25 protein-coding genes are annotated in these 21,928 nt (G+C 58.5%); 6 read left to right on the forward strand and 19 right to left on the reverse strand.

Annotated elements, in window-relative coordinates:
• The first annotated feature begins 1 nt into the window (after position 1).
• Genes arnC through arnF form a run of 6 tightly spaced genes read left to right on the forward strand, consistent with a single transcriptional unit; the run spans position 2 to position 6,236 of the window.
• Positions 2-985, forward strand: coding sequence for an undecaprenyl-phosphate 4-deoxy-4-formamido-L-arabinose transferase (arnC, locus tag KGA69_RS07635; protein ID WP_045397114.1), 984 nt, complete (start codon positions 2-4; stop codon positions 983-985).
• Positions 982-2,967: a bifunctional UDP-4-amino-4-deoxy-L-arabinose formyltransferase/UDP-glucuronic acid oxidase ArnA gene (gene arnA, locus KGA69_RS07640; protein ID WP_045397111.1), complete on the forward strand. Its 1,986-nt coding sequence runs from the start codon at positions 982-984 to the stop codon at positions 2,965-2,967. Before arnC ends, arnA begins: the two co-directional genes overlap by 4 nt.
• Positions 2,964-3,866, forward strand: a complete 903-nt coding sequence (gene arnD / locus KGA69_RS07645) for a 4-deoxy-4-formamido-L-arabinose-phosphoundecaprenol deformylase (protein WP_045397107.1) — start codon at positions 2,964-2,966, stop codon at positions 3,864-3,866. Before arnA ends, arnD begins: the two co-directional genes overlap by 4 nt.
• Entirely contained in the window at positions 3,863-5,518 is a 1,656-nt protein-coding gene (arnT, locus tag KGA69_RS07650; RefSeq protein ID WP_045397104.1) for a lipid IV(A) 4-amino-4-deoxy-L-arabinosyltransferase, read from the forward strand. The genes arnD and arnT overlap by 4 nt, the downstream gene beginning before the upstream one ends.
• Positions 5,515-5,853, forward strand: coding sequence for a 4-amino-4-deoxy-L-arabinose-phosphoundecaprenol flippase subunit ArnE (gene arnE / locus KGA69_RS07655; RefSeq protein WP_045397101.1), 339 nt, complete (start codon positions 5,515-5,517; stop codon positions 5,851-5,853). The genes arnT and arnE overlap by 4 nt, the downstream gene beginning before the upstream one ends.
• Positions 5,853-6,236: a 4-amino-4-deoxy-L-arabinose-phosphoundecaprenol flippase subunit ArnF gene (gene arnF, locus KGA69_RS07660; protein ID WP_045397099.1), complete on the forward strand. Its 384-nt coding sequence runs from the start codon at positions 5,853-5,855 to the stop codon at positions 6,234-6,236. Before arnE ends, arnF begins: the two co-directional genes overlap by 1 nt.
• On the opposite strand, the gene acpT is transcribed toward arnF, so the two are convergent.
• From acpT to KGA69_RS07755, 19 genes are all read right to left on the reverse strand, one after another.
• On the reverse strand, positions 6,220-6,807 hold the full coding sequence (gene acpT, locus KGA69_RS07665; RefSeq protein ID WP_045397096.1) for a 4'-phosphopantetheinyl transferase AcpT: 588 nt from the start codon (positions 6,805-6,807) through the stop codon (positions 6,220-6,222). The genes arnF and acpT overlap by 17 nt on opposite strands.
• A 1-nt stretch (position 6,808) precedes the next feature.
• Complete coding sequence (locus tag KGA69_RS07670) at positions 6,809-8,038, reverse strand: beta-ketoacyl-ACP synthase (protein ID WP_045397092.1); 1,230 nt, start codon at positions 8,036-8,038, stop codon at positions 6,809-6,811.
• Positions 8,035-8,766 (reverse strand): 3-ketoacyl-ACP reductase FabG2, encoded by a 732-nt coding sequence (locus KGA69_RS07675; RefSeq protein WP_045397090.1) that lies wholly within the window; start codon positions 8,764-8,766, stop codon positions 8,035-8,037. The genes KGA69_RS07670 and KGA69_RS07675 overlap by 4 nt, the downstream gene beginning before the upstream one ends.
• Positions 8,763-9,239: a hotdog family protein gene (locus KGA69_RS07680; RefSeq protein ID WP_045397087.1), complete on the reverse strand. Its 477-nt coding sequence runs from the start codon at positions 9,237-9,239 to the stop codon at positions 8,763-8,765. Before KGA69_RS07680 ends, KGA69_RS07675 begins: the two co-directional genes overlap by 4 nt.
• Positions 9,239-10,405: a beta-ketoacyl-[acyl-carrier-protein] synthase family protein gene (locus KGA69_RS07685; RefSeq protein ID WP_045397085.1), complete on the reverse strand. Its 1,167-nt coding sequence runs from the start codon at positions 10,403-10,405 to the stop codon at positions 9,239-9,241. The genes KGA69_RS07680 and KGA69_RS07685 overlap by 1 nt, the downstream gene beginning before the upstream one ends.
• Before the next feature lies 1 nt (position 10,406).
• Positions 10,407-10,991, reverse strand: coding sequence for a DUF3261 domain-containing protein (locus KGA69_RS07690; RefSeq protein WP_045397082.1), 585 nt, complete (start codon positions 10,989-10,991; stop codon positions 10,407-10,409).
• Positions 10,988-13,306: an MMPL family transporter gene (locus tag KGA69_RS07695; RefSeq protein ID WP_213292957.1), complete on the reverse strand. Its 2,319-nt coding sequence runs from the start codon at positions 13,304-13,306 to the stop codon at positions 10,988-10,990. Before KGA69_RS07695 ends, KGA69_RS07690 begins: the two co-directional genes overlap by 4 nt.
• Positions 13,275-13,880 carry an outer membrane lipoprotein carrier protein LolA gene (locus KGA69_RS07700; protein WP_045397076.1) on the reverse strand — a complete coding sequence of 202 codons (606 nt, stop codon included), beginning with the start codon at positions 13,878-13,880 and terminating at the stop codon, positions 13,275-13,277. The genes KGA69_RS07695 and KGA69_RS07700 overlap by 32 nt, the downstream gene beginning before the upstream one ends.
• On the reverse strand, positions 13,877-14,299 hold the full coding sequence (locus tag KGA69_RS07705; protein ID WP_047047887.1) for an acyl-CoA thioesterase: 423 nt from the start codon (positions 14,297-14,299) through the stop codon (positions 13,877-13,879). Before KGA69_RS07705 ends, KGA69_RS07700 begins: the two co-directional genes overlap by 4 nt.
• Positions 14,300-14,302: 3 nt before the next feature.
• Positions 14,303-15,994 carry a glycosyltransferase family 2 protein gene (locus KGA69_RS07710; protein WP_213292959.1) on the reverse strand — a complete coding sequence of 564 codons (1,692 nt, stop codon included), beginning with the start codon at positions 15,992-15,994 and terminating at the stop codon, positions 14,303-14,305.
• Entirely contained in the window at positions 15,985-16,338 is a 354-nt protein-coding gene (locus KGA69_RS07715) for an ApeI family dehydratase (RefSeq protein ID WP_045397064.1), read from the reverse strand. Before KGA69_RS07715 ends, KGA69_RS07710 begins: the two co-directional genes overlap by 10 nt.
• Positions 16,325-17,674 (reverse strand): class I adenylate-forming enzyme family protein, encoded by a 1,350-nt coding sequence (locus KGA69_RS07720; RefSeq protein ID WP_213292961.1) that lies wholly within the window; start codon positions 17,672-17,674, stop codon positions 16,325-16,327. Before KGA69_RS07720 ends, KGA69_RS07715 begins: the two co-directional genes overlap by 14 nt.
• The gene (locus KGA69_RS07725) at positions 17,671-18,252 is read right to left on the reverse strand and encodes a COG4648 family protein (protein WP_045397056.1); all 582 of its coding nucleotides are present in this window, start codon (positions 18,250-18,252) and stop codon (positions 17,671-17,673) included. The genes KGA69_RS07720 and KGA69_RS07725 overlap by 4 nt, the downstream gene beginning before the upstream one ends.
• A gap of 6 nt (positions 18,253-18,258) precedes the next feature.
• On the reverse strand, positions 18,259-18,510 hold the full coding sequence (locus KGA69_RS07730; protein ID WP_047047899.1) for an acyl carrier protein: 252 nt from the start codon (positions 18,508-18,510) through the stop codon (positions 18,259-18,261).
• Positions 18,511-18,521: 11 nt separating this feature from the next.
• Complete coding sequence (locus tag KGA69_RS07735; protein WP_045397051.1) at positions 18,522-18,779, reverse strand: phosphopantetheine-binding protein; 258 nt, start codon at positions 18,777-18,779, stop codon at positions 18,522-18,524.
• On the reverse strand, positions 18,760-19,575 hold the full coding sequence (locus KGA69_RS07740; RefSeq protein WP_411710448.1) for a lysophospholipid acyltransferase family protein: 816 nt from the start codon (positions 19,573-19,575) through the stop codon (positions 18,760-18,762). The genes KGA69_RS07735 and KGA69_RS07740 overlap by 20 nt, the downstream gene beginning before the upstream one ends.
• Positions 19,572-20,294 carry a beta-ketoacyl synthase chain length factor gene (locus tag KGA69_RS07745; RefSeq protein WP_045397042.1) on the reverse strand — a complete coding sequence of 241 codons (723 nt, stop codon included), beginning with the start codon at positions 20,292-20,294 and terminating at the stop codon, positions 19,572-19,574. Before KGA69_RS07745 ends, KGA69_RS07740 begins: the two co-directional genes overlap by 4 nt.
• A 20-nt stretch (positions 20,295-20,314) precedes the next feature.
• On the reverse strand, positions 20,315-21,376 hold the full coding sequence (locus tag KGA69_RS07750) for a methyltransferase (RefSeq protein WP_045397037.1): 1,062 nt from the start codon (positions 21,374-21,376) through the stop codon (positions 20,315-20,317).
• Positions 21,377-21,438: 62 nt separating this feature from the next.
• Positions 21,439-21,834, reverse strand: a complete 396-nt coding sequence (locus tag KGA69_RS07755) for a lipoprotein (RefSeq protein WP_045397034.1) — start codon at positions 21,832-21,834, stop codon at positions 21,439-21,441.
• Positions 21,835-21,928: the final 94 nt, after the last annotated feature.

Raw genomic sequence — 21,928 nt, forward strand, 5'->3', positions numbered from 1 at the left:
TATGCTTACTTATCCTCCCGTAAAAAAAGTCTCGGTGGTTATTCCGGTTTATAACGAACAGGATAGTCTGCCGGAGCTGCTGCGTCGTACCGACGCCGCCTGTGCGACGCTAGGGCGCCAATATGAAATTCTGCTGATCGACGACGGCAGCAGCGACGATTCCGCGCGCATGCTGACCGAGGCCGCCGAAGCCGAAGGCAGCCACGTGGTGGCGGTGCTGTTGAACCGTAACTACGGCCAGCACTCGGCGATTATGGCCGGTTTCAGCCATGTCACCGGCGATCTGATCATCACCCTTGATGCCGACCTGCAAAACCCGCCGGAAGAGATCCCGCGGCTGGTGGAAAAAGCCGATGAAGGCTACGACGTGGTCGGTACCGTGCGCCAGAACCGTCAGGACAGCATCTTCCGTAAATCTGCCTCGAAGATGATTAACCGCCTGATCCAGCGTACCACCGGTAAAGCCATGGGCGATTACGGCTGCATGTTGCGCGCCTATCGCCGCCATATCATCGACGCCATGCTCAACTGCCATGAGCGCAGCACCTTTATCCCGATTCTGGCGAATACTTTCGCCCGCCGGGCGGTCGAGATCCCGGTGATGCACGCCGAGCGCGAATTCGGCGACTCCAAATACAGCTTCATGCGTCTGATTAACCTGATGTATGACCTGGTGACCTGTCTGACCACCACCCCGCTGCGTTTACTGAGCATTTTCGGCAGCGTGATAGCCCTGTTGGGCTTCGCCTTCGGCCTGCTGCTGGTGGTGCTGCGTCTGGCCTTCGGTCCACAGTGGGCGGCGGAAGGGGTGTTCATGCTCTTCGCCGTGCTGTTCATGTTTATCGGCGCCCAGTTTGTCGGTATGGGCCTGCTCGGGGAGTATATCGGCCGCATCTATAACGATGTCCGCGCCCGTCCCCGTTACTTTATTCAACGTGTTGTTCGTCAGCCGGAAACGGCGTCTCAAGAGGAAGATCGTTCATGAAAGCAGTAGTCTTCGCTTATCACGATATGGGTTGCGCAGGTATTCAGTCACTGCTGGATGCCGGTTATGAAATCGCCGCTATTTTTACCCATCCGGATAACCCTGGCGAAAACCATTTCTTTGGTTCCGTTGCCCGTATTGCCGCCGAGCAAGGTATTCCGGTATGGGCGCCGGAAGATGTTAACCATCCGCTGTGGATTGAACGTATTCGCGAGATGAAGCCGGATGTGCTGTTCTCGTTCTACTACCGCAACCTGCTGTGCGATGAGATCCTGAATATCGCGCCGAAGGGGGCTTTCAACCTGCATGGTTCTCTGCTGCCGAAATACCGCGGTCGCGCGCCGCTGAACTGGGTGCTGGTCAACGGCGAAAGTGAAACCGGCGTAACCCTGCATCGAATGGTTAACCGCGCCGACGCGGGCGATATCGTCGCCCAACAAGCTGTGGCTATCGGTCCGGATGAAGCGGCGCTGGCGCTGCACCGTAAACTGTGCGCCGCCGCCTCCGATCTGCTGGGCCAGGCGCTGCCGGCTATCCGTGAGGGTAAGACTCAGGAACGCGCGCAGGACCACAGCCAGGCGACCTACGTTGGCCGTCGTACCCCGGAAGATGGGCGTCTCGATTGGGACAAACCGGCGCAGACTCTGCACAATCTGGTGCGCGCGGTGTCCGATCCGTGGCCGGGCGCTTTCGCCTATGCCGGCGCGAACAAATTTATCGTCTGGAAATCCCGCGTGCGCGCCGACCTGCCGGCAGCCAAGCCCGGCACCGTGATCTCTGTCGCGCCGCTGGTGGTCGCCTGTCAGCAGGGGGCGCTGGAAATTGTCACCGGCCAGACCGAACGCGGCGTTTATATGCAGGGTACCCAACTGGCGCAGGCGCTGGGGCTGGTGACCAGCGCGTTGCTGAGCAGCAAACCGGTGGTGGCGATTAAGCGCCGTACCCGCGTGCTGATTCTCGGCGTCAACGGCTTTATCGGTAACCATCTGACCGAACGTCTGTTGCAGGACGACAACTATGAGATTTACGGCCTGGATATCGGCTCTGACGCCATCAGCCGTTTCCTCGATAACCCGCGTTTCCACTTCGTGGAAGGCGATATCAGTATCCACTCCGAGTGGATCGAATACCACATTAAGAAATGTGACGTGGTACTGCCGCTGGTCGCGATCGCCACGCCTATCGAATACACCCGTAACCCGCTGCGCGTGTTCGAGCTGGATTTCGAAGAGAACCTGAAAATTATCCGCGACTGCGTGAAATACAATAAGCGCATCATCTTCCCGTCGACCTCGGAAGTGTACGGCATGTGCACCGACAAAAACTTCGACGAAGATACCTCCAATCTGGTGGTCGGGCCGATCAACAAACAGCGTTGGATCTACTCGGTTTCTAAACAGCTGCTGGACCGCGTGATCTGGGCCTATGGCGATAAGAGCGGCCTCAAGTTCACCTTGTTCCGTCCGTTCAACTGGATGGGACCGCGTCTGGATAACCTTAATGCCGCGCGCATCGGTAGCTCCCGCGCCATCACTCAGCTGATCCTTAATCTGGTGGAAGGTTCGCCGATTAAGCTTATCGAAGGCGGCAAGCAGAAGCGCTGCTTCACCGATATCAGCGACGGTATCGAAGCGCTGTTCCGCATCATTGAGAACAAAGACGGTCGCTGCGATGGTCAGATCATCAACATCGGTAACCCGGAAAACGAAGCGAGCATCAAAGAGCTGGCGGAAATGCTGCTTGCCTGCTTCGAGCGCCACCCGCTGCGCGATCGCTTCCCGCCGTTCGCCGGTTTCCGTGAAGTGGAAAGCAGCGATTACTACGGTAAAGGCTACCAGGACGTTGAGCATCGTAAGCCGAGCATTCGTAACGCAAAACGCTGCCTGAACTGGGAACCGACCGTCGAGATGGAAGAGACCGTTGAGCATACTCTGGACTTCTTCCTGCGCACCGTTGAGCTCACGGACGATAAAAACTCATGAAACAAGTCGGCTTACGCATAGATGTCGATACCTTTCGCGGGACGCGTGATGGCGTACCGCGGCTGCTGGCCCTGCTGGGCAAGCATGGAATTCAGGCAAGCTTCTTTTTCAGCGTCGGGCCGGACAATATGGGGCGCCATTTATGGCGCCTGGTAAAACCGAAGTTTCTGTGGAAAATGCTGCGCTCTAACGCGGCGTCGCTGTACGGCTGGGATATTCTGCTGGCCGGTACCGCGTGGCCGGGGCGCAGGATTGGCGCGGGTAACGAAGAGGTTATTCGCGCCGCCGCGCAGATCCATGAAGTGGGTCTGCATGCCTGGGACCACTACAGCTGGCAGGCATGGAGCGGCGTGTGGCCGCAGGAACGTCTGACGCTGGAAGTGGAACGCGGTCTGCTCGAACTGGAACGCATTATCGGTCGCCCGGTAACCTGCTCAGCCGTCGCCGGCTGGCGTGCCGACCAGCGGGTGGTAAAAGCGAAAGAATCCTTCGATTTCCTCTACAACAGCGATTGTCGCGGCACGCGGCCATTCCTGCCGCAGCTTGGCGGCGGGGCCTCCGGCACCGTACAAATCCCGGTGACGCTTCCCACCTGGGATGAAGTGGTCGGTAGCGCCGTAGATAGCGCTGGCTTTAACCGCTATCTGCTGGACTGCATCCATCGCGACAAGGGAACGCCGGTCTATACCATCCACGCCGAAGTGGAAGGCATTGCCTACGCCGACCAGTTCGATGCGCTGCTGGCCATGGCGGAGGAAGAAGAAATACAATTTTGCCCACTGAGCCAGCTGTTGCCCGCTGACTTTAGCGAGCTGCCGTCAGGCAAAGTGGTCCGTGGTGAACTGGCTGGCCGGGAAGGTTGGCTTGGACGTGAACAATTACTGGGCTCGGGTGTATGAAAAGCATTCGTTATGGCGTCTCTCTGGTTGTACTCTTTGCGCTGTATTACTTATTGCCGCTGAATTTCCGTTTGCTGTGGCAGCCTGATGAAACCCGTTATGCCGAGATCAGCCGTGAAATGCTGGCCTCCGGCGACTGGGTGGTGCCTCATCTTCTGGGCTTGCGTTACTTTGAAAAGCCAATTGCCGGTTACTGGATTAACAGTATCGGCCAGTGGCTGTTCGGCCATAATAACTTTGGCGTGCGTTTCGGTTCGGTCTTCGCCATTACCGTCAGCGCGTTGCTGGTGGCGTGGCTGGCGTGGCGTATTTTCCGCGATAAACGCGTGGCGATTCTGTCGCCCATTATCTTCCTGACCGCGCTACTGGTATACGGTATCGGAACCTACGCGGTGCTGGATCCGATGATCACCATGTGGCTGGCGCTGGCGATGTGCAGCTTCTGGGGTGCCTCCCAGGCGCAGAGCCGCGGCGGTAAGATTTTAGGTTATGTCCTGCTGGGCTTCGCCTGCGGTATGGGGGTGATGACCAAGGGCTTCCTGGCGCTGGCGGTACCGGTGATTGGCGTGCTGCCGTGGGTGATTGCGCGTAAGCGCTGGCGCGAGGTGCTAACCTACGGTTGGCTAGCGGTGGTGGTCTGTACGTTGGTGGTGCTGCCGTGGGGATTGGCTATCGCTAATCGCGAACCGGATTTCTGGCGCTATTTCTTCTGGGTCGAACATATCCAGCGTTTCGCCGAGAAAGACGCGCAGCATAAAGCGCCCTTCTGGTACTACATTCCGTTCCTGATAGCCGGCAGCCTGCCGTGGCTGGCGCTGCTGCCGGGCGCGCTCAAGCGCGGCTGGAGCGAACGCGATGATGCCCGCGGCGCGCTGTATCTGCTAGGCTGGGTGGCGATGCCGTTCCTGTTCTTCAGCATCGCCAAGGGAAAACTGCCGACCTACATTCTGCCGTGCTTTATGCCGCTGTCGATTTTGATGGCCCGCTACGCGCTGGATGCCGCGAAGGCGGGGGCGAAAGCGCTGCGCATCAACGGCATGATCAACCTCGGTTTTGGTCTGCTCGGCCTGGTCGCGGTGCTGGTGGTCTCACCGTGGGGCGTCATGCATAAACCGGTGTGGACGAAGATCGAGCTGTATAAATGTCTGCTGGCGGCGATCGCCTTTGCCGTATGGGCGCTAATGGGCTGGTTGGCAATCAAGGACAACGGTCGTCGCTGGACGCTGGCCGCCATCTGCCCGCTGGGGCTGGCGCTGCTGGTGGGCTTCGCTATTCCGGATCGGGTTATTGACAGTAAACAGCCGCAGTTCCTGGTGGATATCGTGAGTGAATCGTTGGCGCCAAGCCGCTATGTACTGACCAACAGTGTCGGTATCGGCGCGGGGCTGGCGTGGGAGCTCAAGCGTGATGACATCATCCTGTATGACAAGCAGGGGGAGCTAAAATATGGCCTCGGCTGGCCGGATGCGCAGAGCAAATTCCTGGCGACTCACGAATTTGCTGATTGGCTGGCGGCGCACCGCCAGCAGGGACCCATCTCTCTGGTGCTGCTGATGGATAAAGGTGAAACGATGAACGAACTGGCGTTACCGAAACCTGATAACTCCTACGTGCTGGGGCGCGTGGTATTTATTCAGTATCTGCCGCAATGAGTGTCTGGTTCTGTCTGGTACTCGCCAGCCTGCTTAGCTGCGCCGGTCAGTTGTGCCAGAAGCAGGCAACCCGGCCGTCCCGTAGCGGACGGCGCGGGCGGCATATCCTGGTCTGGTTGGGATTAGCCCTGCTGGCGCTCGGCGGCGGTATGCTGCTGTGGCTGGGGGTATTGCAGGCAATCCCGGTCGGTATTGCCTATCCGATGCTGAGCCTCAATTTTGTCTGGGTGACGCTGGCGGCATGGGGCATCTGGCGCGAGCCGGTGGCGCGCCGCCACTGGCTTGGCGTCGGACTGATCGTCGTCGGTATCGCCGTTCTGGGGAGTAGCGTCTGATGGGCTTAATCTGGGCGTTATTGAGCGTTGGCCTGGTCAGCGGCGCACAGCTGCTGTTGCGCAGCGCGATGGTCGAACTGCCGCCGTTGACCGATATCCTGACCTTCCTCAATCATCTGCTGCATTTTCGCACCGGTACCTTCAGCCTGGGTTTCGGCCTGGTTGGCTATCTGCTGTCGATGGTCTGCTGGTATTTCGCGCTACACCGCTTACCGCTGGCCAAAGCTTACGCGCTGCTAAGCCTGAGCTACATTCTGGTGTGGGCCGCCGCCATCTGGCTGCCCGGCTGGCATGAACCGTTTTACTGGCAATCGCTGCTGGGCGTGCTGATTATTATCGCCGGCGTGCTGACTATCTTCTGGCCGGTTAAGCCGCGCCGTTAAAACATTGAATGTGCGCCGCCGTCAGCTTAAACGGCGTTGGCGTACAGAGCGCAATACTTAACCCTTCATACTGAATCTGGCTTAATGACAGCGCGCCGTGAAAGGCGCTGTCAACAGAGGCCATCTGCCAGGCGCTGCCGCCGCGCTGTTTCACCAGGGCCTCTTTGCGCGTCCAGATACGCCAGAAGGCGACTAACCGCCGCTCCGGCGGTTCACGCTCCAGTTCCTGGTGCTCGCCTTCGCTGAACAGGGCGTTAGCCAGCCGCTGCCAGCCGTTGCGCGGGCGAATCACTTCAATGTCGCAGCCAACCTCGCCTTCATCGCTCAACAGCAGAGCAATATGGTCGCCGCTGTGGCTAAGGTTAAACCACCGCCCGCTACCGGGCGGGAAAGCCGGTTTACCCTCTTCGCCATACTGAATATCCATTAGCGGGGTAGTCGCATGCGCCAGCAGCGCGCGCCCGGCAAGCCAGCTGGCCCGCCGCGGGCCGTCCGGCGCCTGCGCCATCAGCACAGGCGGCAGCGGCAGGGCGCTAAGGGTTGAGATGTGGCCGAGGATAAGCTGATACATCTTACGGCCAGCGCTGAATAATGATTGAGGTGTTAATGCCGCCGAAGGCGAAGTTGTTGCTCTGCAGGAATTCACAATCAATCTTGCGCGATTCGCCCATGATGTAGTCAAGATTGCCGCAGTTAGCATCCGGATTATGCAGATTCAGCGTAGGCGCGAACCAGCCCTCGCGCATCATCTGCAGACTCATCCACGCCTCCAGCGCCCCGCAGGCGCCAAGGGTATGGCCGAAATAGCTTTTCAGCGAGGAGATCGGCACGCTGTCGCCGTAAATCGCCGCCGTCGCCTGGCTTTCGGCGACATCGCCGCGATCGGTTGCGGTGCCGTGGGCCGAAATGTAGCCAATATCCCGGGCGCTTAAGCCCGCCATTTTTAACGATTGTTCCATGCAGATCTGCATGGTTTCACGCTGCGGTTGGGTGATATGCGCGGCATCGCAGTTGGTGGCGAAGCCGATGATTTCACCGTAGATAGTCGCGCCGCGCGCTTTGGCGTGTTCCAGCTCTTCCAGTATGAGAGTACCGGCGCCTTCGCCGATCACCAGCCCATCGCGCTGTTCATCGAACGGGGCGGGGGTGAGGTCGGGCTGTTCATTACGCTGGCTGGTGGCGAACAGGGTGTCGAATACCGCGGCTTCCGACGGGCATAGCTCTTCCGCGCCGCCGGCGACCATCACCGTTTGATAGCCGTGACGAATCGCTTCCCAGGCGTAACCGATCGCCTGGCTACCGGAGGTACAGGCGCTTGACGTTGGAATAACGCGGCCGCGCAGGCCGAAAAACAGCCCGGTATTAACGGCGGTGGTGTGGGGCATCATCTGCACGTAGGTGGTGCCGGTAATATTGTTGGTGTGCTTTTCCGTCAACATAGTGGCGAACTCGCTCACCGGGCCGGTACTGCCGGTTGACGAGCCGTAAGCGATGCCGGTTTCGCCGTTGCTCAGCACGGCATCATCGATAAGCCCGGCCTGCTCGAGCGCCAGTTCAGTGGCGCGGGTAGAAAGTAGCGACACGCGGCCCATCGCGCGAATACGCTTACGGGTATAGTGGGCCGGTAGGGTGAAATCATCGATTGGCGCGCCCAGTAGCGTATGCAGACCCTCGTAAATACGCCACTCCGGCATGGCGCGCACGGCGTTTTTATAACGCTGCAGCCCCGCCGAAACATCCTGCCAGTTGTCGCCAAAGGCGGTGATGCCGCCCATCCCGGTAATGACCACACGACGTGTCATAACATCCCTCCATTGATTGAAATGACCTGTCGGGTGACATATCCCGCAATATCCGACATTAAATAACTGGCAAGCCCTGCCACCTCGTCCGCCTGTCCCATGCGTTTCATCGGGATCATCGACATCGCCTCTTTTAGCGCAGTCTCTTCCATTTCGATCATCCCGGTGTCGATAAGCCCCGGGGCGATGCAGTTGACGGTGATTTTGCGCTTCGCCAGTTCAATGGCCAGCGCTTTGGTGGCGCCGATGATCCCCGCCTTCGCGGCGCTATAGTTGACCTGACCCCGGTTGCCCATGACGCCGGATACGGACGAGAGCGTGATGATACGCCCGCCCTGGCGCGCGCTAATCATCGGCATGATGCAGGGATGAATGACGTTATAGAAACTGTCGAGGTTGGTGTGGATCACCGCGTCCCAGTCCTCTTCGCCGAGCGCCGGGAAAGCGCCGTCGCGGGCGATGCCGGCGTTGCTGATAATGCCGTACCATGCGCCGTGTTCGGCCATATCCTGCTCAAGCACGTCGCGACACTGCGCGCGGTTGGCGACATCAAAGCTCAGCAGACGACCCGAGCCGCCAGCGGCGGTAATCGCCTCCAGCGTTTGCTGTGCGCCCGACGCATCGCGATGAAAGTGGATACCGACCACAAAGCCATCCGCCGCCAGCTGACGGGCGATAGCGCGACCGATGCCTTTACTGGCGCCGGTGACCAAAACTGAACGACTCATTCTGACGCTCCTTGTTGAAATAGGGTGTTAAGTTCTGTTGGCGTCGGCTGGAAAGTATTGACCCGTCCGCTTGCCAGTTCTTCATCGTCTGCCGTAATGGCACATTCGAAGCTGCCGAAACGCTCGTCCTGCATTAACAGCTTTACGGTGATGGACAGCGCCTTGCCGCCCGGCAGGTATCCTGCCGCGCAGACTAACTCGCGCGCGCCAAGCACCATGCCTAGTGAGATGGACGTTTGCCCCTGTTGTTGGCGGTGCCATCCGGACCAGACGCCAACGGTTTGCGCCATGAGTTCCAGGGCGAACCAGCCGGGGAGATTGCCCTCGGCATCAATAAACGGCGCCAGGACGCCATGGGTCGAGACCGTGACCCGGCAGGTAGCGGTTTCGTCGGTGACATTGACGACCTCTTCCAGCAGCAGCATTGGCGGCTTGTGCGGTAGATAAGCGCCGGGCGATAAGTAGTGGCTCATTAAATGCTCCCGAGCAGAATGCTGGCGTTATTACCGCCAAAGGCAAACGAGTTCGACAGGATAATCGGCCGCGGCAACGGTAGGGGACGTTCGATAATCCCGCACGGCGGAAGGGTCGCGTCGCGCGGCGACTGGCTGAAGTCCTGCGCCGGCAGCAGCAGATTGCGTTGCAGGATCAGCATGCCGATGGCGGCTTCGGTGATCCCCGCCGCGCCCAGCGTATGCCCGGTCAGATGTTTGGTGGAGCTGCATGGCACCTGCTCGCCAAATAGCGCGTTGACGACGTGAGACTCTATCCGATCGTTCAGCGGCGTGGCGGTGCCGTGCAGGTTGATATAGCCCACCTGTTCAGGGGCGATGCCCGCATCGTCCAGCGCCTGCTGGATAGCGCGAATTGCCCCTTCTCCCTCAGGATGCGGGGCGGAAATATGCCAGGCGTCGCTGGACTCGCCGATACCCAGCAGCGCGATAGGCTGCGGCTCGCGGGTCAGCAGCATCAGCGCCGCCCCTTCGCCGATAGTGATGCCGCAGCGATCGCGGCCAAACGGCTGGCACTGAGTCGTGGAGAGCGACTCCAGGCTGTGAAAGCCGTTGATCGGCATTCGGCTGAGGGTATCCGCGCCGCCGACAATCGCCACATCCGCCAGCCCGGCTTCAATCAGTCGGCGTCCGCTGATAATGGCTCTGGCGCTGGAGGAGCAGGCGGTTGATAGCGTAAATGCCGGGCCATCCAGCGCCAGCCAGTGGCTGAGAAAACGCGACGGGTCTCCCAGCTCCTGCTGCGGATATTGCCAGGCCGCGCTTTCCGCGCCGCTAAGGGTCAACGTGACGTGCGCGTCACCTTCGTCGAGCCCCGAGGTGCTGGTGCCAAGCACTACGGCAACGCGCTCACGCCCGTATTGGGCGATAGCGTCATCCACCTGCGGCTGAATTTGCGCCAGCGCCGCCAGCAGCAGTTGATTATTGCGCGAACGATGGGCGCTAAAGGTATCGGGAATGGCGGGTAATTCGCCGTCCACGCCCGCGAAAACCGCCTGCGGATGTCCCTGTAGCCACCCCTCGCGCGGGCGCATGCCGGGCGCGATACCGCGAGCCAGATTGGCGGCGACTTCATCATTATCGCGACCCAGCGCGTTAATCATGCCGACGGCAGAAATGTAGATCATCTCAGTCACCCAGGTATTGAATGGTGATGTGGTATTTAAAGACGTGCTGTTCGATGCTAATCGGCACGCGCTTGCCTTTGCGGTTGATATAGGTGATTTCCGTGACCAGCTTCCCGCGCGCGTTACGCAGTTCGCGTTTGTCGCCGCGGTCGGTTAGCGTCCAGCCTTTCGGCAACTGCGGCAGCCATGCGCTAACCGGCCAATGGCTGAGCATGACATCGGCCAGCACCTGGCTGGCTGGCGGCAGTTGCGGAACCACGATTGACTGTTCAGCGCGCAGCCCTTTTTCATCGTAGGTCACAAGAAACAGACGGATACCGACGGACGACAGGCCCGCCAGCGTGAGCTTTTTATCATCGGCATTGAGCATGACCAGCAGCGATTGGGTTTGGCCGCTGAAGCTGCCGGTGAGCAACTGTTGCGAGCTGATAGCCGGCGAGATACCAGGCGGCGGCAACGTGACGCGCGTACCCGGCTCAAGCCATGCCTGCGGGCGGCCTTGCGACTCCGGCTGCGAATGGCTGCAGCCGGCCAGTACTAAGGCGGCGAGTAGCGCGAAGGCGCGCCAGAATGATGGTCTTATCATCGTCTTTTTTTCTCTTTTTTGGTCGGCATCGCCAGCGGCGAAAGCAGGAAAGCGGTGAAAATGCCGCTCACCAGAACAATGCCAAAACTGCTAATGGCCTGAGTGGCGCTAAAGACCAGCATGCCAAGCGTTAATAAGGTGGTCATCATCGCCAGCGTGACCGCCAGCAGCGATGTCAGCGGCGTGCCGCGCGGGTTGCTGAAAAACAGCGTGTAGTTAATGCCGATGCCCAGTACCAGCACCAGCGCCAGCAAGGAGAACAGGTTAACCGGGTGGCCGCTAAGCGCCAGCGCCGCCAGCCCGCAGCCCAGCGACAGTACCGACGGCACCAGGCTTATTAGCCCTTTGCGCCAGCCAAGGCGGAGAACGGCGCCGCAGGCAATCACCGCCAGCGCAACGCACAACAGTCCGGTTAAAATATGGCGGTAGAGCGCGAAAAGCTGGTCGAAATCGCTTTTACGATCGACCCACGCAACGCCAGCCTGCTTTGCGCTGAGCGCCTTTAGCGCCGCGCTGTCTTTCACGCCGCTCACCGGGACCAGTACGCCGCTTTCGCCATCCGGCAACGTCAGCCATAGCAGCCGCCAGCCTTCGCTGGCCGGGCTGGCAAGCCAGTCGTCGACCGTTACCGGCATCGGGTTGAGATCGGGATTAACTTTTGCCAGCCCGGCGTGACTTAGCGCCTGGCCGACGACGGGCGCGGCGCGTTGCAGCAGGGTAAGATCCTGCTGCTGTCGGGCGAGCGAATTCAGCGGAATGGCGCGATATCCGCCGAGTATACCGTCGGTTTGCGCCTTAGCCAGCGCGGGCATAAATGCTTCCAGGCGTTCCAGCGTTTGCTGGGCGGATTCGCCGTACACCACAAACCACTTCTGGTCGACGCTTTGTCCGGTGAGCGCGGTAATCGCTTTTTCCTGAGCCAGAATATCCTGCGGCAGCGCCTGGAGCTGCGAAATATCATCATCCACCCGCAGCGTCACGAGTCCCGCCAGCGACAACAGCGCCAGCGCAACGGGGAGGCCGATGGACAGCTTTTTATTGCGCCGCCAGGCGGCGAGCCAGCGTAACAGTAGCAGCATTGCCGGTACCGGGCGCACGGGGAGCCCGCGGCACAGCCATGGATGCCAGAAAATCACCGTCAGGCATGAGGCGCTCAGGCCGACCGCCGCGAAGAGCGCCATCTGGCGAATCGCCGGGAAGGGGGCCAGCATCATAATCAGATACGCCACGACGGTGGTGAGCAGCGCCAGCAGCAGCGCATGACGCACTTTGGCGAGACTCTGCCACGGGGTTAATTCCGCGCCATGCACCATCCGTTCGGTCAGATAATAGAGCGTATAGTCGGCGGAGATGCCGATGATGCTCATGCTCATCACCAGGGTCATCAGATGCAGCTCGCCAAATAGCAGCAGCGTGACGACGGTGCCGGCCAGCGCGCCGATCGTGATAGAGAGCAGACATAGCAACAGCGGGCGGAGCGAGCGAAACGTTGCGACGATCAGCAGGATCACGCCGAACAGCGTCGCCGCGCCGAGCGTAGAAATATCGTGCTTCGCCTGCTGGCTGGCGTAATCGCTATAGAACACGGTGCCGCGTGACAATAGCTGCGCCTGCGGATACCGCGTTTTCCACTCCTTCTCCAGCTCGCCGAGGGTCGTGACCAGCCGGTGCGTCTGCTGCATATCGAATGACGATCCCGCCAGTTCGCCATGCAACAGATACCATACATTGCCCTGGGCGTCTTTGGTCACCAGCCAGCCGTCCTGCAGCTGCATCCGCTGGCCGCCTTTCGCCATCGCCAGCTGCGAACCGCGCATCAGCATCAGCGGATCGTTTTGCAGTTCTTTGCCGCTGACGCCGGAAAATGCCGAATAGAGCTGCGTGAGGATCCATTGCGCCTGCGCTTCGCCGCCGTTTTGCAGGCGCGCGCGGGTAGCGGGGTCAATTAAACCGTTGCGATGTTGCCAGAAAAACGCGCCCCAGGCCTGCTGGCTATCGGCATCCATTGGGCCTTTTACCTCGGCCAACGCCTGCGATTGTTGCAGCCGCTGCAGCCAGTCGCGGGCCGCCTGCGGATCGGCCTGTTTACCGGGGCTGACCAGCCACACCAGCTGGCGGTCCAGCCGCTGCATAAAACCGTCGTTCAGGCTGGGCGGGATCGCGCCAAGCGTCTGTTTCGGCAGCATAGCCAGTACGCTGCTGTTAAGCCGGGCCTGCGGCAGCAGCGACAGCAGCGCGCCCGCCAGGATCAGGCAGACGACGGCCCATAACAGCGCAGGGCGTTTACTGGGCGGCAAAGCGTTGGCGTTCGTCATCGGTCAGTTGCGCTGGCGTCAGTTGATGTTGGGAAAGCGTAATATCGGTGCGATCGCCCTGTTTGTCGTTGAGCTGAATATGCTCCAGATAGGTTTTTCCGGCTAAATCGATGCGGGCAAAAATCTTATCCAGCGGCGTAGTGATGGGCGTCAGGCGCAGCGTCCACTGGCCGTTGCCTTTATCGGCAAATTCCACGCGGAAGTTTTCTTCCAGGACTTTACGATCCGCCTGGAACAGCGCGCGCAGTAAATGGTTGAACTGGAACATCTGCGGGTTGTTTTCGGCGGTGATAGTCTGCGGCGGCTGGCCGTTAATCGCCTGCACCATCCGTTTGTCATCCAGCAACAGCTGCATTGGGAACGGCGAGGTTTGATCCCACAGCAATCCCTTGTCGCGGGCGATCAACATCTTCCCCTGGGATCGCAGCGGCTGCGGCAGATCCTTAATCGTGCGAACTTGATCGAAATGGGCGCGTACCACCGGCTGTTCGGTGAACCGTTGTTGTAGGGTATCAAGCGTCAGGGCGCTGACCAGCGGGCTGATAAACAGCCCTAACAGCAGCAGTAATCTCATGGCGTGACCCCCATGCGTTCAAACAGGATATCCGGGCTGACGAAACACATCTCGCGGCTATTTTCATCTACCGCGACCTGGATGGTGTATCCGGTGGTGGTGCGCTTGCCGCTGACGGCATCAAAAATTTCGTAGCCGATGCGCAAGCGGTTCTCAAACTCTTCTATCCGCGCACGTACGCGAATACGCTGTTCGAAGGTAATGACGTCGCGGTATTTCACGCGGGTATCCACCACCGGCCACAAATAACCCGAGGCTTTCATCTGCCGGTAGCCATAGTTGAACTGGTTAAGCAGCGCCTCACGGGCAATTTCGAAGTAGCGAAAATAGTTGCCATGCCACACGACGCCCATCATATCGATGTCATGAAACGGGATAGTCAGCTCTACTTCAGCAGTAAAACGGGGATCGTTAAGCACCCTTTACTCCTTATCTTTGGGATCCGGCAAACGCCAGAAATCGAAAAAGTTAAACCAGTCGAGCGGCGACTGCAGCGCGTAGTGTTCCAGCCGTTCGGCGTAGCGGTCGATGCATTGCTGGAGCGCCTGTTGGCGATCGGCGCGCGGCAGCAGCAGCGGATCGGCGAACGGCTCGCAGTAAATGCGCAGTTTGTCCTGCTGGCGGAGAGCGAAAATCAAATTCACCGGGCAGCGCAAAATAGCCGCGAGAATGAACGGCCCCTGCGGGAAGGGGGCGTCTTGTCCCATAAAACGGCTCCAGCAGACACGCCATTCGCCGCCGCGCTGCGGGTTAACCGCAATACGGTCGCCGACAATAGCGATCCATTCGCCGCGATCCAGCTTTTCTTGCAACAGCATGGCGGTTTCCGGGCCGATATCGGTCACCGGCATCAGGTTGAGTCCGGCCTGAGGCGCCATCTCCGCCATAATTTGTTTAAAACGTTGCGCGTTTTCGCTGAATACCAGGGCGTTGATGGTTTTGCTGCCCTGCAGTTGCGCCAGCGCGCGGCAGGCCTCGACATCGCCGAGATGCGAGGCCAGCAGTAGTTTTCCTCGCGGATCGCTGATATTCAGCGTCTCCTCGGCGCCTGCGGCAAAGACCACGTCGCGACCAAACTGTAGCTCGCCGCGCCAGCTGGCGATTTTATCCAGCATCGCCTCGCCAAAGCGCAGGAAGTGCCGGTAGCTGGTCAGGGTTGGCGGTATCGGCATCTGGCGCGCGGCGAGCTGTTCGCGCGCGCGGGTGATCCATTGTTGCGACGCGCGGCGCGCCGTCGCTGCCGTCAGCCAGTACACGCCGACTACCGGATAAAGCAGCAGCGTGAACGCCTTGCGCCCCAGCAGCCGCCACACCAGCAGCATCAGGCGCATTCCCCATAATCCTTTTACCTCCTGCTGGCGCGCCCAGTGCGGCGAGGCGCGGCGAAACAGCAGCGACGGCATCCGCGGCAGCATGCCGAGGAACAGACGCGTGTGCATCAGCGAGATGCGGCAGTTATCTTTGAAGGCATCAAAATGCGACAAACCGTCCGGTGGATAGGTCACGCGGGTCGGAACAAAGTAGCTGGTATTCCCCTGCCAGTAGAGGCGCACCATCACTTCGGTATCGAAATCCATACGCTGGCCGAGCGTCACGCGCTGCGCCAGCCGTAGCGTTGGCGTTATCGGATAGACGCGAAAGCCGCACATGCTGTCTTTCAACTGCAGCGACAGCGTTTCAATCCATACCCAGACGTGGGTTATCCAGCGCCCGTACAGGCGCGAACGCGGGATAGAGTTGTCGTAAATCGGCTGCCCGGAAATCAGCGCTTCAGGATGCGTCTGCGCCAGCGCCAGAAGTTGCGGAATATCTTCAATGGCGTGCTGACCATCGGCATCGACCTGCACCGCATGGCTGAACCCGGCTTCCGCCGCGGCCTGTAGCCCACGGATCACCGCTGCGCCTTTGCCCGCGTTCTGTGGTAAGCGGATTAGGGTCAGGCTGGCGGTTTCCGCCGCCAGCCGCTCCAGCTGCTGCCGCGTACTGGTATCGCTGCCGTCGTCCACCACGATGCACGGCAGGCCAAAGGGCTGCAGGCGCGCCAGCACCCGCGGCATCATTGCGCCGTGGTTATAGCAGGGGATCAGAACGCAGGGAGAGAAATCTAGCGGCATAAGCGAATTTTCCCGCTGCTGGCGGTGTGTCGCGCTTCGCCGTCGTGGCGCAGATAGCTAAACGTCAGAGTCTGGCGCGCCTCCTGCCAGTTGAGGGCGAGCGTAACGGTCGTGTCCGGCAATAGCGGCGACTGAAACTTCACATTCTGAACGCTGTGAAAACGCCAGCCGGGGGCCAGCAGCATGGTGGCGTAATGCATCGCCCAGTCCATCTGCGCGACGCCGGGGAGCAGCGGCTGCACGGCAAAATGGCCGCGAAACCAGAATAGAGCCGGGTCGAGAGAGAGTACGATTTCAACCCGATCGGCTTGTGGCTGACGGCGCTCAATTTCATGGGGCTTCATGAAATAACTCCTGTAATTGCGCGTAGACACGCTTGTTCATGCTGTTAACGGGGATCTCGTCAATCACCCGCCAGTAGCGAGGGATGGCCACAGGCTCCAGCAAGGCGCGCAGCGCTTTTCGCCACTGTAATTCCTGACTTTTTCCCCAGCGGCGACGGACGTCTGGGTGCAGAACTAACAACGCGCCAACGCTCTGGCGACTGCCGCGGGTAATAGGCAGGGCGGCGGCATCAAGAATGCCATCCAGTTCCAGTAATCGATGTTCCACTTCGCTTAGTGAAATGCGTTTCTCTTCAATTTTCACCACCCGGTCGCGACGACCTGCCAGCTGGAATTGACCGCTTTCATTGAAATGCAAAATATCATCGATAACCAGGCCGTTATCGTCGGCGATAAGCGGCGAAAATAGACGAATTGTGTTGCCCTGCGGCTGAAAGCGAATGCCGGGGAACGGCTGCCACGGCGTATCATCCTGCAGGCGCTGGCGGCAGGCGATAACTCCGCTTTCCGTGCTGCCGTAAATTTCATCCGGCCAGACAGCAAACCAACTGGCGGTTTGCACCGCATCCTGCCACAGAAGCTTGCCGCCGGCGGACAAAATCATCGCGACCGGTGGCGGGGGCAACTGGCGATCGAGACGTTTGAGGAAAGCCGGACTGCTGATAAAAAGATAGCGATAGTCAGGGTTCAATGCCGTTAACTGCTCGGCGTACTCAATCATCGCCGCGTGGAGCGGCAAACCTAGCGCCATGGGCAGGAACAGGCGGAAAGTCAGGCCATATAAATGCTGTGGCGCGACCGATGCCACTACCCGGCTGTCTGCCAGGCGTCCGGCATAGTGCGCGGCTAACAGCGCCGCCTCGCGGTCGAGACTCTTGACGGGCTTACTAATTCGCTTCGGTTCACCGGTAGAACCGGAGGTAAAAAGCTCAATATCGGCGTCATCGTCGATTGCCGGGAATGCGTATTCGTGGGGGGCGGTCGTCATGGCGGAATGCACAACCTGTAACGGCCCGCGCCACGCCAGCGCCTTATCGCTCAATATGCCGTCGAAAAGCGTCCGCTGTTCGTTTAATAACGACGCGCGACTGTGGCCGGGAAGCACAGGCGTTTTTCCAGCATGCAGCGTGGCCAGCAGGGCGACCAGAAACAGATAGCTGTTATCAAAACAGAGCGCCCAGCGTTCGCCTTGCTGTTGCTGCAAACAGGCAAGCAGCTGGGCGACATCGTAGCGCAGATGCGCCAGCGTCCAGCGGTGTTCTTCCTGCCACGCAATCAGCGTGTCCGACGGACGCGCTGTGCTGAGCCACTGGGCCAGCATAAGGGGCTGCTTCATGGTTTATCTCGTTTAATCATCTGCTGGCGGGTCAGCCACTCGCCGGCCATCAGAGTTCCCATCAGAAGATAGGAAATCATGCCGTTCCACGCCGTCCACAGGGACATATCGCCGTATAGCGCAGTAAACAGCGCAACGCCGCCGTTGAGGATGAAAAAGGCGCACCAGATTTGGGTAACCCGGCGGGTGTAACGCACGGCGCGCTCGGGAAGAACCGGTTCCCGCAGCCGCGCCAGGCGCTCGACTATCGGCATGCTTGACCACAGCGAACCGCCAAACACTGCCAGCATGACGCTATTTACTACTACCGGATAAAACAGCAGCAGCTGATGGGTTTTTAGCAGATAGCTGGCAATGCACAGCGTCATGCCGGCTGCCGCTACGACCTGAGTAACCACGCTCAGTGGTCCCGCCTGTCGCCGGGTCTGGCGAAAGCGTAAAAACAGCAGCAGCGCCATTAACGGTAGTAGCCATTGCAGACTGTTATGCGCGAGGCCAAACCAGACTAAGAACGGCCAGGCCAGCAGCAATACCCCTGTCATTAACGGAACGACCGGCAGCGAGCGTATGCCCGACACGGTGAATTACGCTTCTTTCAGTAAGTGTTCTACCGCATCGACGACATCCTGCACGGTGCGTACGGTTTTAAACTCTTCTGGCTTGATTTTCTTGCCGATTTTCTTTTGCAGATGGACGATCATGTCGATGGCGTCGATACTGTCCAGTTCGAGATCTTCGTACAGGCGGGCCTCAGGCTTAATATCCTGCGGATCGATTTCAAATACCTTCACCAGCAGCGAGGAGACTTCTTCGTAAATGGCTTGTTGTTCGGTCATGACGGTTCTCCTCAGGCACGCTGCGCTTGAATAAATGATGCCAGCGTGGCGACGGAGAAGAAGTGCTGACGCATCTCTTCGCTCTCAGCCGACAGCACCACGCCGTACTGATTTTTCACCGCCAGGCCCAGCTCCAGCGCATCGATGGAGTCCAGACCCAGGCCATCGCCAAACAGGGCGGCATCGGTGTCGATATCATCAGCGGACAACTCGTCCAGGTTCAATGTACTGATTATCAGATTCTTAATTTCAAGATAAAGCGCTTGCATCATTAATTCCTGTTTCAGGTGTAGTGCCTGATTCTAATTTAAGCAAAATATGCCGGTTTAACTGCCGTGCGGCCAGCGCCGGTTCTTGTTTATTTGCCTCGTAAAACTGGTCTATTCGCAGCCGTTCTCCGACTTCGACGGTAAATAACGGCTTCGTTTGCGGCGCGTCGTACCATTTGCTCTGTTTACCCAGCATATGCTCGGTGCAGCGGATGATGACGATGCGCAAGTCGCTGCCGCAGCGCACGGCGATATTGGCCGCGCCGCGCTGCAGCTGCATTTTTTCTCCCGGCACCGTTCGGGTTCCTTCCGGGAAAATCAAAATGGTATCGCCCTGCTGTAAGCGCTGCCGGCTGGCCGGGAGCAGGGCATCGGCGCGATCGTTAATCAAATAATCCGCCGCGCGGATCACGCCGCTGACAAATGGGTTTTTCAGCAACGCGCTTTTCACCAGGCAGTCGGTCTCCGGCATCACCGAGGCCAGCATAACGTAGTCGATAAGGCTGGGATGGTTGGCGACCACCAGGCAACCGCGCTCCTGACGTAAAATATCGCGCCCTTCAATCTGGTAATCGAGTACGCCGACGCCTTTCACCACGCTGAGAAAACAGCGGAAACTGAGCGAAATACTGCGCCGTGCGATGCGGCGACGGCGGGCCTTATCGCGCACCAGAATCAGCAATAGATTGAACCAAACAACAGAGAGCAGCAGCCCGCCAAGGCCAAACAGCGCGAAACAAAAACCGGTCATCGCCGCGCGCCAGAGCCGATTAAGGCGACACAGAAGAGTGTTCATGAACAGCTCCACTGCCATTGCACGCGTTCGCCGGGCAGCGTGAATGCGCGCGCATTCTGCAAATAATACTGTAAAAACAACAGGCTTTGCGGCAGCGTGCTCTCTTCGACTGCGTCATGACGTTGCGCTTTGCAGCGCCATTGGCTTCCCGCTTCAATGACCCACGCCACCGCGTAGGGCCAGGTTGGCATCGCCGGTGGTAGCTGCGAGTGATAAAATTCTGGCAGAAAACCATCGAAATCCACCATCAAGACGCGCTGATAGCCCGCCTGTAGTAGAGCCATCACTTCATATAAACCCTGTTGGAAAGTATCGCGCCCAGCGGAAAGCGATGACGATGCAATGGGCTTTTTCGCTGCAATCGTCAGATTGCCGACGGCGGAGTTATGTACCGATAGGGCGAAATCGGTAGGCGAGAGCGCCTGCTCCAGCGCCAGGGCGTGCAGGATGCGATAGTTGCGCTCGAGTTCGCCGTGACGGCTGGTATAGAGAACGGCGTCGATCTCATGGCGGCGCAGCATCGCCAGCCCGCACTCCACGGCCAGCCTGCTGCCTGAACTGAGTCGACGGGCGGTCATCATCGGTAATTCGCTAAGTTTGGCCGGCGCCGCGGTTGGATCGATGGCGTGCAAATGCTGTGACCACCGTTGCCACTGCTTGGTGTCACTGACTCCAGGCGCGAAGGCCTGCCAATCAACTATGTTAAATGCAAATGTCATCTACACGCGTCCGCGAAAAATCAATTATTCTTCTGACATATCAACAAGGTATGCCCAACGCCTAAATTATCGTGGCGTTGTTCTACCCGGAAACCCGCCATTTCCAGATAGCGATAAAACTTCTCTACGCTGTAGAAACGACTGTTGCCGTTGGCCATACAGGTAAAGTAGAGCGAAGACGCATTCAGACTAAATGATGCTGCTTCAAACTTCTGCGCATCCCAGAACAGCTCCAGAATACACAGGCGCGCGCCGGGTTTCATGACCTGCGCGACGTTACTGAGTAGGGTGATAATTTGTTCCGGGGAAAAACAGTCAAGGAACTGGCTCATCCACCAGATATCCGCCTCTCCTGGTAAGGGGGCGTCACTCAGCATATCCACAGCATGACAGTCAATGCGATGGGTAAGGCCCGCATTTTCTATATTTTCGCGGGCCAGCGCAATTTGTTGTGGCAAATCTAATAACGTAATCGCGATATTTTCATCATACTCACAGCAGCGCAGCGCCCACTTACCGGTATTTCCGCCGACATCGTACAGGGTTGCGGGCCGACTGGCGAATACATGTGGCAGCGCGGCGCTGAACGCACCGTCGGAATAGTAATGATCGAAAGCAAACCAGCTTTTACGCGCCGCTTGCGGAAGTTGCGATAATGCCGGGTAAATTGTTGGCCACTCACCAAAAACTTTTAAACCAGATGGTTTACCTTCCTGTAACGCATTTTCCAGAAAGAATAATCCCTGATAACAAACGTCCTGAGTAAAATCCATATTTACACGGGTCATCGTATCATGGAGTAAGAAATGTCCCACTTTAGCGAGGTAATAGCGTTCTTCTTTATAGGTAACAATACGACCGCTTAATCCCATATCCAGCAAAACGCCTACAGCATATTCATTTCCCTCACAATTTTCGCTAATTGCTTCAAGGGTCGCGCCGCGTTTACCTTGCCGATCGAGATAACCGAGGATACCTGAGTTACGCAGACATAACGCGGTTTGAAAGAGCATGGGGGCGAAAGCGATGCGTTGCGCTTCCGTGATGGCATCCAGCGCGCTAAGAGAGTCCTGTTGATACACGTTCGGCACAACCTTTTATATCAATGTGAGGGAAACGGGCCAATACTGGCCCGTTGGGGAGTTTACTTCTGCAACGCCGTATTAGCGGCGAGGGCGACCTGAATATCTTTATCGAGATTGTGCACCCAGCGATTATAGTTTCTATGAATCTTTCCGCCGGAAGCCATCAGGTTAAGGCTACTCACGTAATTAATAGAATAACCTGTTGCAGAGTAGTTGATTTTAATATCCGCGGAGTGGGCCCGGTTTTGTAAATGTCCTTTGATAACGCCAGGGCCTGCATCGGACATAATCCATTCACGCTGGACACCAGCCTGGAGAATAGCGCTTTTGACCTGAGCTTCAGTATGACCCGCGCTAACCGTAGTTTGTACCTGTTCGATCGGCGCGGTGCGCGCGCAACCCGCCAGCGCGCCGACAACCGTGGCGGCAACAATCCAGTGAATAACCTTTTTCATGAATACTCCCTATCAATATATTGGTTGAGAAAATACTTAGGTCAATGGCAAAAATAATAATGTCGTCGTGATGTCGTGTTTTTTATTCAGGTTG

The organism is Klebsiella sp. A52 (genome assembly GCF_018388785.1).
GTDB classification, from domain to species: domain Bacteria; phylum Pseudomonadota; class Gammaproteobacteria; order Enterobacterales; family Enterobacteriaceae; genus Klebsiella; species Klebsiella aerogenes.